This window comes from Shewanella sp. HN-41 (assembly GCF_000217915.1).
Taxonomy (GTDB): domain Bacteria; phylum Pseudomonadota; class Gammaproteobacteria; order Enterobacterales; family Shewanellaceae; genus Shewanella.
Genome location: NZ_AFOZ01000014.1, coordinates 328,370 through 342,717, shown reverse-complemented (window position 1 = coordinate 342,717; position 14,348 = coordinate 328,370). Strand labels below are relative to the sequence as shown.

Genomic DNA, 14,348 nt, shown 5'->3' with positions numbered 1-14,348 from the left:
TGTTACCACCAAGTTGTGTACAGTGCGATTAAGATAATCGCGATAATCGCAGTATGCAGATTAAAGGATGGCGTGGTCGCAAAAGACACTTGGCTTAAATCCACCGTCTTGCTTGGTTGGGTTCTTGGGCGCAGTAAAGACACCAACACACCGAGTCCTAAACACAAAAGGAACACCACGCTCATGCGATCCATAAAGGGCAATGTCGGCCAAGTAAACTTAAGCACAAATGAACCCACGGCAGATCCCAGTGCCGCCGCAATGGCGCCCGCGGGTGACGCTTTACGCCAGAACATGCCCAGTAAGAAAATCACCACAATACCCGGCGTAAATACGCCAGTAAATTCCTGAATATATTGGAAGGCTTGGTCAAATTTACCCAGTAGCGGCTCAGCCATGATCATCGCAATCACTAGGCTAACTAAGGTAGCCGCGCGGCCCACAAACACATAGTGAGTTTGTGATTTAGCCGGTTTGAGGTGACGATAGATATCCATAGTGAAAATGGTTGAAATACTGTTGGTCATCGAGGCTAATGACGAAACAATTGCCGCCACAAGCGCCGCAAATACAAGACCTTTAATCCCAATGGGCATCAGCTCTATCATCGACGGATAAGCTTGATCCGGTGCTGAAAGATGAGGATATAACACAACCGCGGCGATACCAGGCAACACCACAATAACCGGTACCAGTAGTTTTAAGTAAGCCGCAAACGCCATGCCTTTTTGGGCTTCACGGATATCTTTCGCCGCCAATGCGCGTTGAATAATATATTGGTTAAAGCCCCAATAGCTTAAGTTCATGATCCACATGCCGCCCACCAGCACAGAAATGCCGGGTAAGCTCATGTAAGCTGGATTATCACTGCTTAAGATCATGTCGAAATGTTCAGGTAACTTCTCGGTCAGCACACTAAAACCGGCTATCACACCCGCACCATCGGACACCGCATCCAAAGCCAAATAACTTAAGATCAATCCGCCAAACACCAATAACACCACTTGGATGATATCTGTGTAGGCAACGGCTTTTAAGCCACCATAAAGCGAGTATGCCGTTGAAAAGATGGCCAGCATCATCATGCCCGTAAACCAATCGATTCCCGTGACCGTTTGAATCGCCAAACCACCGAGCCATAGCACAGCGGTTAAGTTTACAAACACATACACGGCGAGCCAGAATAGTGCCAGCACTGTCTTCACTCGGCTATCGAAGCACTGCTCTAAGTACTGCGGCATAGTGAAAATCTTGTTTTTCAAAAAGATAGGCAACATATACTTGCCGACCAATAGTAAGGTAATCGCCGCCATCCATTCATAGGAGGCTATGGCCAAACCTATGGCATAACCTGAACCTGACATGCCGATAATCTGCTCGGCCGAGATGTTTGAAGCAATTAGCGAGGCACCAATCGCCCACCAAGGTAAGGCTTTACTGGCGAGGAAGTAATCTTCCGTATTACGTTCGTGATTTTTCTCCGAGCGTGAAATCCATAACGCGACCAACAACAGACCAATGGCGTAAATGGCTATGATGGCTATATCGAGTGTGGCGAGCTTCATATTCTGTACTCTTATTATTGTTTTATCTTATGTTGATACGCTAAACGGCGACGAAGGCCCCATCGACCGCATGGCATAAATAGATATCAGCCTTAAGCCCTGTCGCCGCGTGATAGTCCTCGGCTAATGTGGCCAGCACCTCATCCACATGGCTACGCTCAGTCAGCGCGACCACACAACCACCGAAACCACCGCCAGTCATGCGAGCACCGCCATGTTCGCCGAGCTTGTCGGCCAACAAGGACACTAGATTGTCTAACTGTGAGGTGGTGACTTCGAAGTCATTTTTGAGTGAACGATGGGACTGCGCCATCAGCGTACTGATCTCTGCCATGTCGTGGCGATTCAGTGCGGCTAACATGTCGCAGGTACGGATACTTTCACTGATCACATGGTGGGCACGGCGATAAAGCACAGGTTCGAGTTCGGCTTTAGCGGCATTAAGCTCAGCCAAAGTCACATCACGCAGTGAGGCTTTTCCTAAAAAGGCCGCCGCTTGTTCACACTGACCACGGCGCGTGTTGTATTCGCTATCGACTAAACCGCGCTTCACATTGGAGTTAACTATGATGATGGCGAGATCTTCAGGCATGCGGGCGTATTGGATTTCGAGGCTGCGACAATCAAGTAACATAGCGTTGTGCTGTTTACCCATGGCAGAAATCATTTGGTCCATAATGCCGCAGTTACACCCCACAAACTCATTCTCTGCTTGTTGACCCATCAGCGCCGCTTGCACGCCGGACAAGGGCAAGCCGTAAAGTGCTGCCATGGTCTTTAAGATCACCACTTCAAATGAGGCCGATGAGCTTAATCCCGCACCGCGAGGCACATTACCCTTCACCACTAAATCGGCGCCGCCAAAGTCTGGTAATGCTTTCGCCAGAGCGATCAAACTGCCGCGGACATAGTTGCTCCACGGCGAAACCTCATCGAAGGTGATGTCATCGAGGGAAAAGCTGACGCGCTCGCCAGCACAATCCAACGCCACCACATTGATAATGCGGTCGTTTCGAGTATGACCCGCCACCCAAGTGCCAAAATTGATCGCAGCGGGTAGTACAAAACCGCCGTTGTAATCAGTATGGTCACCTATCAAATTGACTCGACCTGGCGCATGGCAAACTTGCTGGGGCGCATAGCCAAAGTGTTGTACAAACGCCTGCTCAAGCTGAACGAGAATATCTGACTGAGTCACGGCTTGGCTCATAGCATGGGTATTAATATCGTTAGCGCTATGTTGAGTAAGGTTCAACGTATCTTGATTCATGTTTAGGGCTTCATTTTATAGTGAACGGGTGACAACTGACGTAGGCGCTCGGCGGCCTGCTCAGGGGTGAGATCGCGCTGTGTTTCGGCGAGCATTTCGTAGCCCACCATAAACTTACGTACTGAAGCGCTGCGCAGCAGGGGTGGGAAGAAACTGGCATGTAATTGCCATTCATCGTGTGGTTCGCCATCAAAGGGCGCGCCGTGCCACCCCATGGAATAAGGGAATGAACACTGGAATAAATTGTCATAGCGTATAGTGATTTGGCTGAGAATATCGGCCAAACTCGCCTGCTGGCTGGCGGTCAATTCCGTCATACGTTGAATCGCAAAACGCGGTAATAATAGGGTCTCGAATGGCCAAGCGGCCCAATAAGGCACCACAACCGCCCAATCTTCATTGCTCACCACCAAACGCTCACCGCTAGCGACCTCTTGCTCAACATAATCGGCAAGCAGGGCTTTACCCTGTTGTTTGAAGTACTCGCTCTGGCTCTGTTGCTTGCGCGCAACCAACGTGGGTAATTGGGTTTGTGCCCAAATTTGGCCATGGGGATGTGGATTAGAGCAACCCATGACGGCGCCTTTATTCTCAAACACTTGCACCCAAATATAACGCTGGGATAAATCGGCACACTGACGCTGCCATGTGCTAATCACCTTGATGATTGAATCGACAGATAGCTCAGGCAAGGTTTTCCCATGGTCAGGCGAGAAGCAAATGACACGACTCTCACCTTGTTCAGTACGCATACGAAACAGCGGAGAATCCTGCTGCGCTTTAGGTGTGTCGGCTTTTAATGCCGCAAAATCATTGGTAAATACAAACGTATCTGCGTAGTTCGGATTCACCTCACCATTGATACGCGTATTACCTGCACATAGAAAACAGTGTGGATCATGACTCGGTTTTGGTGCGTCATCGACCGCTTCCACTTGGCCTTGCCAAGGACGTTTTGCCCTGTGGGGCGACACTAAAACCCATTCCCCTAGCAGCGGATTAAAGCGGCGATGAGGATGTTCAGTCGGATCAAATTCAGTGTTCATGATATTACTCAACTCATTCATGGAAATTAGAATTTCAGCTCAGCAGTTAACGGCGCAGCTGTGTTTTCTGCCGCAAAAGAGGCTTTTAAGTGCACGCCTTTTGCACCGTTATGCACTCTCACCAACGCGCTGGCGACGCCCTTTTCTGTCACTATCGCATCCGGATTGAGCACTTGAATCGCGCCATTGACTTCAAAGCTCACCACCTTGTCATTCACTGGCACTGTGGTGCCATTGGCATCAACCAGTCTGACATTCACAAATAGCACATCACTGCCAGCGGAATTAATCGGCACACCAGCGGTATCGAGTGAAATCTCAAGCGCATGAATCGCTTGGGGAGTACGAACTCTGTGGGTCGCAACTAACTGATTGCCAATAAAGGCTTTAGCACTTAGCTCTCCCGCCTCAAAACTGGGCAGATGGAAAGTAAAAGGTGGATGGGGCAACTTGTCGGTATTGGCGCCGTTATCGGGCATTTGACGGGCAATTAATTTGCCGTTTAGCCATAACTCGACGGCATCCGCGTTACTAAACACCCGCACATTTGGTGAAGAGTCCGCTTGCCAATCTGAGGCGATATACACCATAGGTCCGACATTGTATTGGGTTGACGTTAACGCGGGATCGCGCTGACTTTGGAACAGGTAATAGCTGAACTTAGGTTGACGATAGATGCTCATAATGCCCGAGGACTCTAAGTCATTCGCATAGCCACGGTTATAGTCAAACATCACCCAATAGCCATCAGCAAACGCGGGCGTGTGCAAATTATCGTTATGGGCTTCCTGTAGGTTCATTGCCTGTTGTAGTAAACGTTTCTCACCAGCACCGAGTAACTGCCGACTGGTGCGTTCATCATCCTTTAGATCGGCCCACGCCTGTTGGTTTAGGCCTGCATTTTGGGCGTAGTATTCCCAATCGCCGTATTCAGACACATTGTATGGCTGAGTCGGTGTTTGATAATGCTGCATTCTATGTTGACGAGCTTGCAGATAGATATCGTATTGCGTTTGCCAACCTGCAGACATTGCACCGGGTAATTCCGCCTGAATGATGGCTTTCAGGTTGTCGATAAAGGCCTCTGGCATTGGGGTTTCATTAAGCGAGCATTCCCACGCTAACACGCTGGCGTGGTTACGATCGCGGCGCAGTAGATCTCTGCAAGACTGATACACATGCTCAGCAAACTCAGGCTCAGGTGAGAAATACTGCCAACCTAGTACGGCATCAATCAGCACTAGCCCAACTTCATCGGCGGCGTCCATAAAGGCGGGCGAATGGGGATAGTGAGATAAGCGGACATAATCAAATCCGGCTTCTTTGATCTTGATGGCATCACGGTAATCGGCTTGTTTTGAGGTGGCATAACCGACATGGGGATAATCTTGATGACGATTTATACCGCGCAGGAAATAGGGCTCCCCGTTAATCAACAATTCATGCTTGGCATTGAAGGCAAATTCACGGATACCGACCTTATTACTGCTTCGCTCGAGCAAGGTGTTGCCTTGCCAGAGTTCCGTCTGTAATTGATAAAGATTCGGATGGGTTGGATGCCATAACTTTGGTTGTTTTACCGTTAAGTTCTGGCTGAAAACTTGCTGACTATTAGCTGCCAAAGTGTAGCTTTGCGCTGTTGTTGCAATCGCTTTACCATCGAACTCAAGCATCTGTTTTAAGGTGAACTGAGCCGTTTTACTGCCTTGATTACGGATATCGGCCTGAACGGCGACACTCGCCTTAGCCTTATTGTCTATCTTGCTCGAAATCACTAAACCACCACGGTTCGGTAAATTCGTCAGCATCTCATCGCTGATGTGCAACGGTGCTTTAATGAATAAATTAACGTCGCGGTACAGACCACCATAGGTATTAAAGTCGAGTAAATGTAGTGGTTTAGGACCGGTAATTGGATTGTCGTTATTGTCTAACGCCACCCGTAACTGGTTGTCCGCACCGTAATTAACCGCTGCTGAAATATCGATGCTAAAAGGAAGGTATCCACCTAAATGTTCACCCACAGCTTTACCGTTTAACCAGACTTTAGTGTGGTTCATTGCGCCTTCGAAACGCAGATAAAGACGCTGTCCTTGCCAAGATTTAGGGGCATTAAATTGCTTTTGATACAGGGCAATACCCTGCCATTGGTCATTGACCAATAGGGGTTCAAGCTTTGGTGTATGGGGTAAGCTCACTTTTTCCCATGCTTTAGCCTCAGGTTGAAACGCGGTAGCGTGGGCGGGTGACTTTTGGAATTGCCAATCTTCGTTGAACGACAGTTTGATGGCAGTCTGCGCCTGTGGCGAAGCCTGCACTTGCACGCTGGAGATACACAGCAATGCTATTGCAAACAACAACTTGAAATACATACCAAGGTACCTTATTGACGGAATAAACCAGAAATCCCGTAAGGGAAACAATATGAAATAAGGCGCCCGCCTCGGCGGGCGCCCCAGTAACCATTACATCGCGAGCGTAAAGCCCAGCACGTAACGGCGACCCCATTCCACATTTTCTGCTAGACGGGTTTTATCGTTGTCCCAGTAACTTGTTGACGCTTCGTTGGTCAGGTTTTGGCCCTGCAACATCACTTTAAAGTTATCAGTGAACTGATAAGAAAGACTCGCATCAACCGTACCTTGAGCATCATATAAAGAGATTTGACTCGGGTCCCAGCTATTAATACCTGTGTATTCACTGCGGTAGTCGTAGCCTACACGAGCTTCAAATCCTTCTTTGTAATACCACAATGTCACGTTACCCACATTTTTAGATAAACCCGCCAAAGTGTATGGATTATCCTCTGGTGTGAACTCTTCCACCGCGGAATCTGTGTAGGAGTAGTTGGTATAAACACCTAAACCATCGAAGGGTGCCGGTAAGAAATCAAAGCTTTGTTGATACAAGACTTCAAAACCTTTAATCGCTCCACCATCACCATTAATTGGGCCGCTATATTCATAATCGACACCTTCTAAGGTTTTAGTGCTGGTCGCGATACCTATGTGGCTTTGCATGTCTTTGTAGAAGAAAGACACTGTCATGGCGCCACTGTCAGAGAAGTAATACTCGTAACCAAGGTCAACCTGATTGGCAATATATGGGTCTAACTCAGGATTACCCCCAGAAGCGGTATTGGGCGTCACTGTGGTATCGATGGAGAAACCGGTGCGCATCTCAATCAATGGAGGACGTGACATAGTGCGAGCTAGGCCAAAACGGATTTGCGAATCATCAGTCACATTAAACAGCAAGTTAAGTGACGGCAGCACCTCTGTGTATTCATGATCGACACTTGCTGGAGCGAGGGAGCCGTCGAGCAACTGCTCATAGCCTTCTGAGGTTGAACGCGTGTTGACAACGCGAATGCCGATATTGCCCGAATAAGGCATATCACCCCATTCACTGTTGATATTCAACATGGCATAGGCAGCACTGTTCTTTTCAGTCAGCCCCCAAGAAGCAAGCTTGTCAGCATTGTTTTGCAGTGAGTAATCCGCTGTGCCTCGTCCACCAAAGGCAACACTCGCCACATTATCCCAATCCTTCAGTGCATAAAGGTTAGGGACCTTATAATCGCCACCAACGGCATAACTGCTGCCATAGTTGCTTAAACCATTGCCCGCGATAACGGCTTTTTGCCAATCGACAACACGGTTTTGTTTATCTCTATCCGAATAACGCACGCCAAAGCTCAGCTGATCAAAAATCCCCCAATCGACATAACGCTCGAAGTCTAAACGGGTATTGACCATTTTATCCGACAGATCACGGTCGTTATCCCCGATCATGCCAATGTGTTGCTCTTCCCAAACACCGGGTGTGGTTTCCACCCATTTCATTGCACCTAAGGTGTAATAATCTGGGTTAGCTATGTCTATCGCGCTTAATCCTTCCGCAGGATTATCAAGTACTTCTGTGCTAAAACTATTACCATCGACCACACTCCAACCTAAGTCGTAGCTTGGGCCGTTGTAGCTAGAGATGATATCGACCCAGACAGAATCGATTTGCGCCTTAGAAAAACCGACATCGGCCTTAATTCGCCAAACGTCCCCTTCCCATACGGCATTCAAACCTGTGCTCAGCAATTGGTTTTCTTGGAACCAAGTCGCGTTATGCACTTCGTGACTGGCATAAGCCAATCCACCGCCCACTAACTGTTCGCTGCCATCGGCTTTGGTAATGATGTCAGGCTGAGCCGCAGAATGGTTGTAGTTCCAATTTTGGCCGCTTTGATAGTTACCTAAATTATTGAAATACATCTGATCTTCATGTTCTTCAATTTTAAACTTAGAGTAGAACAGATCGTATTTGAGTTTTAACTTATCACTCGCTTGCCACTCTAGGATCCCCATAGTGCCTAAGCGTTTGTTATTACCAATTTTAGTGCCAGATTGCCCGCCCCAAGGTGCAGACTCTTGGATGCCATTACCATTAATGTCGCCTCTATCTGCGCCATTATTGTAATTCCAGCTCTTAGTTCCACGTTGCACAGAAGGCTGATCTTGATAAGCAATACCAAATGCATAGCCTAAATCATCGGTGATTTTATCAACCATACTAAAGCTCAATTTAGAGCCTGTCGTTTGTCCGTCCGGCAATTCATCGGCCAGATCGTAATACATGCCATTGGCACTCAAGGTCACTTTACGTTCGCTTTGCGCCAATGGACTCACAAAGTCCATATTCACTAAGCCAGAAATACCGCCTTCGATATTACTGGCCGTCGGACTTTTATAAACTTGTACCGCATTAATCAGTTCTGCGGGAAATTGTTCGTAGCGCACATCACGACTTGGTTCACCGCTAACAATTTCACGGCCATTCATTGTTGCCATATTCAAACGAGGTCCCATACCACGAATTGAAATACGACTTGGGTTACCGCGATCGCGATCGGCTGCCACCCCAGGCAGACGAGCAAGTGCATCGGTAATGGTCACATCAGGCATATTGCCAAGATCATCGGTAGAAATCGTTTCCACCGTTTGCGATGAAGTACGTTTGCTAAACAGCGATTGTTTTAGGGTTGAGGCAAATCCCCTAACTTCTATCACCTCAATTTTTTCTTCGGCAGTAGCCGCAACTGGTGTGGTGTCTTTTTTAGTTTCATCTTCCGCAGCAAAGCCATGGCTTACATAGCATAAAGGGAGCAATGCAATTGCGACTTTGCTGAGCTTGAATTTATTATTTTTCATTATCTTATCCATTCTCTGAACATTCATTTGTGTAGAGTAGAGAGCGTGACAACCATTTTGTTAATTAGATGTATCCATCTGGGGCTAATTTATAACACCAAGGGTAAACGTTTTCCACATCAATTTGCACAATAATGGGTAAATATAGGGTAAACTCATGTTTCAAAATGGATTAAAATTTATTCAAAATTATGGTAATTGGTGTTTTTCGCCCTAATATCGCGCATTCCCCCTACTGAGCGCATCAAGATAGCGCAAACGAGCCAGAAGGAATAAAGGGAAAACAGGGTAAAAAGGATTATGGAAAAGATGTTACTCAAGGAAGGTAAATTAAAAAATATAGGAGGCATTACAGGCTAAATCTTCAACGGGGTAAATGGGATATTGCAGAGTGAGATCAATGTCGGAATATGGGCCGGAATGTCGAATAAAAGATTAGAATCCGAGAAAAGACAAAGGCCTAGCATTTCTGCTAGGCCTTCTAGAATTTGGCAGGGGTGGCAGGACTCGAACCCGCAACCATCGGTTTTGGAGACCGCTGTTCTACCAATTGGAACTACACCCCTGTTGACGTGGGGCATTATGCTAAAAGCACTCCCAAAGGTAAAGGACTTTTTATGACAAACCCTATTAACTGGGGATTTTTCAAACAAGTTTTACTATGCATGTTGATTTTGCAGACATAATGCTGAAAAACACGCCACTAAAATCCGCCTAGTTGCAAAGCCTTGTGGTACTTGTACCGCTAGATAAACCTTTTCCAGTCGTCTGCAAGCTTGATGGCCAATTGCCTAGGCCAAAAGAGCCGCTATAAACGCAGTTATCGAAAAAATATCTGAGTTCGATTTATAAAAGTGGGCTTTTATAGTATAAGCGTCGTCAATTTCATACACAGATCCACAGGACCCCAAATGTCTGACAAATTTTTCTTTAAAGGCCGCCGCACGCCTAAGCCAAAACATGAAAGTTATGGCTACAACACTAAGCGAGTGACTAAACCAGGCACCGAAGCCTCACCGCTGGAACTCGTGGTCGGAAGCGAGGCTCGTAAACTCGAGGTGGAGGCGATTGTTGCCGAGCACCAGTTGTTCGCTAATATTGAAGTCAATGCCGATGTGGCTGAGAATATCCTTGAGCTGGAAGGCTTATTAAATAAACCTAAGACCACCACCTTCGAGAAAAAACCGAACCGAAATGAGCCTTGCGCCTGTGGTAGCGGTCAAAAATTCAAAAAGTGTTGCGGTAAATAAACGCAAGTAAGAGGGACTTTTACTGTGACGTTTTGTGCGTCGGGAATAGCCCCTTTTCTCCCCTATTTTAAGTCTCTATCCCTAAAACCTAATCTTCCAACTTCGAGATAAAAATCCGCTGTAAGTCGTTATTCCATAGCTGAATAATTTTGCGGGTCTTTTCTTTATTCCAAAAACATTTACCAAATAAAATCAAACCAGCCCCTTCGAGGCCGCGTTTATCTTCTATCTCAAATTGCGCCAATAATGGCTGTTTTATCCCGTCGATGGGGATGCCGATATCTTTACTGTCGGCAGGGTTAAGCCAACTCATCGTCGGATCCGTATGGGAGATAGTGCCCCAATACATATGGGGTTTATGATCGCTTGGATCCGCATCGGCAAAATTCACAAACAGATTCTTGGCCCGCCAGCGGTACTTGCGCTCACTGTCCGTGTATACCCAGAGATCAGAACTCGCGAGATCTGAGCCGCGCAGCAAACTATGGAGTAATTTCTCGAGTCCTTGGCTCGGGACGCGTTTCGCTTGTGTTTTTTGGATATCCCCATTGGCTGGCTGCAATGTCCGATAGTCAGCCCCCGCCTCTTGAACACCCCCACTCGTTGCTAAATGGCTAACACTATTAGAGGAATAATCCGCCGTATTCACCGCTTTGTGTTGGGTGTGAGCCACACTGTCCTTGGACTTAGCTTTAATCGAATGACCTTTGCTCGGCTTAAGGCTGAAATCGATCATCAACGCATCGGCATCCACCAGCTGTTGATGTACTTCGATGGCATCTTGCTCCTCACGGGATTTTTGCGCCGAGGGTTTAAATTCGATGCAATCGAATCTATGGTATCGGGAGCCAAAACAGGCCGCCTTACCGTCCTTTGAAGCTTTGCGGAAATAGGCTCGACCGCCACAGGCGGGGCAAAATAACCTTTGACGTAGACGGTCAATGTCCTCCTCTGGCATACGTGCAAAGGTGAACACTTGGTAAGTAACCCGAGTCGTTTCGCCCTGTTCGCTGGTCAGTTCACAAATTGCATCTAGCATGGCGCCCTGCTTATCCCCCTATGGCGTAAATCGTTTATCCCGGCCCATTAGCCTGTTCAAAATAGTGACTCAGTCTCGCCGTTAAATGGGGGGAGAGTAATGACTCCCCCGCTCCGACTCCGGCCCGATAAAACGGCTTGAGTATGGCGATTAGCTGGATAAAACAATGTTGTGCCGCCAAGGCATCTAGGGCGGCATAATCGATCTGCATATTCGATAACGGAAGCTGCTGCCAGTTCGACAGGGTGACTTTTTTAGGCTTTTGTATATGGCGTTGTAGCAAGGCGGCAACCAGTTGGCGGGTTCCCATTTCTTTGCCCGCTCCAAGTTGCGCCATCGCCCAGTTGAGATCTAATCTAGGTACGACATTAATGCCCCACTCACGCCGCAATACTTGTGCATCACTTCTCAGACCAATCCCCACTTTTAAGATGGCCTCATCTTCGAGCAAAGATTTAAGCAAGGCTAATTGCTGCCCCAATAACGCCTGTTGAAACAAATAGCAGGTATCGTGGGTCGCAATTTGGATCAGGCTTAAGGGATGGGTAACATTGGCTTCGAAACTCGCCCGGGTCTCAGTATCAAACCCCAAAACCGACTCACGGCTCAGAGTTTGCAACACCGAAGCCATGTCTTCGGATTGCACCAGTACAACCTTTGCTCCATTAAGGGTAAAAGGGGATAGTTGGGCGAGCTCGTTATCATCTAGGCGAGTGACCAAGGCCATCTTTTGCTTAAACCATGCAAACTTAAGCCGAAGTATTTCGGCCTTAACAGGGGACTTTTCAGCTAATAAAGTATCGGGAGCTACGGCTTGAGCTAAATAGGCACTACCCGCCGCATCCATAGTCGCGATCATCCCATCGGCATGTTCGCCTAATTCCTGGCGTAACCAGGCCAGTTTATTGGGCGATAGACAATACTTCATTAATTTCATCGCACCTTCCTTGAGCAGCCATGGCGATATAATCGGATACCACAATCATTATTTGGGGTTAAGACTTATTGCGCAGTTTTTGTATTCCCGTTATCAGGAATACAGCAACCGCACCCGCTAACACACCAAATAAACCGTTAAGTATGCTTGGCGTTAATAGGGCAAGCGCAGGACCAACAACACTAACTGTCTCAACCACTTGTTCTGCATGATGAATTTGCTCGCCAATTATATGCAAACCATGGGTTAAAATTCCGCCGCCCACCATAAACATGGCCGCAGTGCCGATGATGGTTAAGCTTCTCATCAATAGGGGCGCGGCACTTAATAGGCCAAAACCGAGTTTACGATTGAATTGGGTGATGGCTGACTCACCTTGGCGCTGGCTTAAATACAAGCCCGCATCGTCTATTTTCACAATGGCGGCGACTAAGCCATACACACCTATGGTCATTACTATGCCGATAGCGGCTAAGGTGAGAAACTGTGTCGACAGGGACTTATCCGCCACTATGCCTAAGGTAATAGCGATGATTTCTGCCGATAATACAAAGTCGGTACGAATCGCGCCTTTGACTTTTTCAGCCTCAAAGGCAACCCAATCGGTGATTTCTGGCTGTTCGTGAACCTCGGGGCTCTCCTCCGGCTGATCTTTTCTATGGCGATAACTGTGGTGCAGCTTCTCAAAACCTTCGAAACACAAAAACAATCCACCAAACATCAATAGTGGCGTGACGGCCCAGGGAATAAACGCACTGATCAACAGGGCTGCGGGCACTAAAATCAATTTATTACGGAATGATCCTAAGGCCACGGCCCAAATGACGGGTAATTCACGGTCCGCATTCACCCCTGTTACTTGCTGGGCATTGAGGGCTAAATCGTCACCTAACACCCCCGCAGTCTTCTTCGCCGCCACCTTACTCATTACCGCAACATCATCCAAAATGGATGCAATATCATCGAGTAAAGTCAATAAACTCGCGCCTGCCATGCTAAATCCCTCTATAAATCATCTATAAATCATTCTGCTTTTGCCATAGTAACTTAGTTAGATTAGTGGCGTATAGCGAAATGCTTTCCAAGTTAACTACTTCAGTTGCTTAGGTTATTGGGACCACAGACTGATATTGACCTGCCTGCAATCTAGATCACAGCTAAGGCGGAATTGCGCCACATTATTTATCGGAAAAGAGTATACTAAGCTCAAAATTTTTACTCATTTGCCTTAACAGGATGTCAACATGACTCAAGATGAAATGAAAAAAGCAGCCGGCTGGGCCGCACTCAAATACGTTGAAAGAGACAGTATTGTCGGTGTAGGTACAGGTTCAACTGTGAATCACTTTATTGATGCACTGGCGACCATGAAAGCCGATATCGAAGGCGCAGTCTCTAGCTCTGAGGCCTCCACTCAGAAGATGAAGGCGCTGGGCATTCCCGTTTATGACTTAAACAGCGTCGATCGTTTATCTGTCTATGTGGACGGTGCCGATGAGATCAACGGCCATATGGACATGATCAAAGGCGGCGGCGCGGCGTTAACTCGCGAGAAGATTGTCGCAGCCGTGGCCGAGAAGTTTGTCTGTATCGTCGATAACACTAAACAGGTCGACATTCTAGGTGAGTTCCCTCTGCCAGTTGAAGTCATTCCTATGGCTCGCTCCTATGTGGCGCGTCAGTTAGTTAAACTAGGCGGCGATCCTGTATACCGTGAAGGCGTTGTGACCGATAACGGCAACGTGATCCTCGATGTGTACAACCTTAAGATCCTTAATCCAAAAGAATTGGAAAGCCAGATCAATGAGATAGTCGGTGTTGTCACTAATGGTCTGTTCGCTAAACGCGGCGCGGATGTGTTACTCGTTGGCACCCCTGATGGCGTAAAAACCTTTACTGCCAAATAAGTAACGTGTAAAAACTTTCGCAAAAATACGCGATAAAAATACCAGCCACTTTATTCAAGGGCTGGCATTTTTTATGGTTCAATTTTATTCGGCTAAACGACTAATATCTGGCCGCTTATACAAAAACAAA

General features: G+C 47.3%; 10 protein-coding genes and 1 tRNA gene. 2 read left to right on the top strand and 9 right to left on the bottom strand.

Features of this window, described 5'->3' with window-relative positions; all coding sequences use genetic code 11:
• Positions 1–2 precede the first annotated feature (2 nt).
• From SOHN41_RS04105 to SOHN41_RS04080, 6 genes are all read right to left on the bottom strand, one after another.
• The gene (locus tag SOHN41_RS04105; RefSeq protein ID WP_007645938.1) at positions 3–1,565 is read right to left on the bottom strand and encodes a sodium/sugar symporter; all 1,563 of its coding nucleotides are present in this window, start codon (positions 1,563–1,565) and stop codon (positions 3–5) included.
• Positions 1,566–1,605: 40 nt separating this feature from the next.
• Complete coding sequence (gene galK, locus SOHN41_RS04100; RefSeq protein ID WP_007645937.1) at positions 1,606–2,835, bottom strand: galactokinase; 1,230 nt, start codon at positions 2,833–2,835, stop codon at positions 1,606–1,608.
• Positions 2,836–2,837: 2 nt separating this feature from the next.
• Positions 2,838–3,881, bottom strand: a complete 1,044-nt coding sequence (locus SOHN41_RS04095; protein ID WP_192825500.1) for a UDP-glucose--hexose-1-phosphate uridylyltransferase — start codon at positions 3,879–3,881, stop codon at positions 2,838–2,840.
• Between the two features lie 26 nt (positions 3,882–3,907).
• Positions 3,908–6,253, bottom strand: a complete 2,346-nt coding sequence (locus SOHN41_RS04090) for a glycoside hydrolase family 2 TIM barrel-domain containing protein (protein WP_007645935.1) — start codon at positions 6,251–6,253, stop codon at positions 3,908–3,910.
• A gap of 93 nt (positions 6,254–6,346) precedes the next feature.
• Positions 6,347–9,085, bottom strand: a complete 2,739-nt coding sequence (locus tag SOHN41_RS04085; RefSeq protein WP_237703901.1) for a TonB-dependent receptor — start codon at positions 9,083–9,085, stop codon at positions 6,347–6,349.
• Between the two features lie 489 nt (positions 9,086–9,574).
• Positions 9,575–9,651 (bottom strand) — tRNA-Trp (locus tag SOHN41_RS04080).
• Positions 9,652–9,996: 345 nt separating this feature from the next.
• Between SOHN41_RS04080 and SOHN41_RS04075 the strand changes: the two genes are divergently transcribed.
• Positions 9,997–10,335: a PBPRA1643 family SWIM/SEC-C metal-binding motif protein gene (locus tag SOHN41_RS04075; RefSeq protein WP_007645933.1), complete on the top strand. Its 339-nt coding sequence runs from the start codon at positions 9,997–9,999 to the stop codon at positions 10,333–10,335.
• An 88-nt stretch (positions 10,336–10,423) separates the two neighbouring features.
• On the opposite strand, the gene SOHN41_RS04070 is transcribed toward SOHN41_RS04075, so the two are convergent.
• From SOHN41_RS04070 to SOHN41_RS04060, 3 genes are read right to left on the bottom strand one after another with little or no spacing between them, the layout of a single operon-like run.
• Complete coding sequence (locus tag SOHN41_RS04070) at positions 10,424–11,374, bottom strand: hypothetical protein (RefSeq protein ID WP_007645932.1); 951 nt, start codon at positions 11,372–11,374, stop codon at positions 10,424–10,426.
• A 34-nt stretch (positions 11,375–11,408) separates the two neighbouring features.
• Positions 11,409–12,311, bottom strand: a complete 903-nt coding sequence (locus SOHN41_RS04065) for a 3'-5' exonuclease (protein ID WP_007645931.1) — start codon at positions 12,309–12,311, stop codon at positions 11,409–11,411.
• Between the two features lie 58 nt (positions 12,312–12,369).
• A complete protein-coding gene (locus SOHN41_RS04060; RefSeq protein ID WP_007645930.1) occupies positions 12,370–13,305 on the bottom strand; it encodes a DUF808 domain-containing protein in 936 nt (311 codons plus the stop codon).
• 250 nt (positions 13,306–13,555) lie between these two features.
• Here SOHN41_RS04060 and rpiA point away from each other — a divergent pair, with 250 nt between their 5' ends.
• Complete coding sequence (gene rpiA / locus SOHN41_RS04055; protein WP_007645925.1) at positions 13,556–14,218, top strand: ribose-5-phosphate isomerase RpiA; 663 nt, start codon at positions 13,556–13,558, stop codon at positions 14,216–14,218.
• The last annotated feature ends 130 nt before the right edge of the window (positions 14,219–14,348 follow it).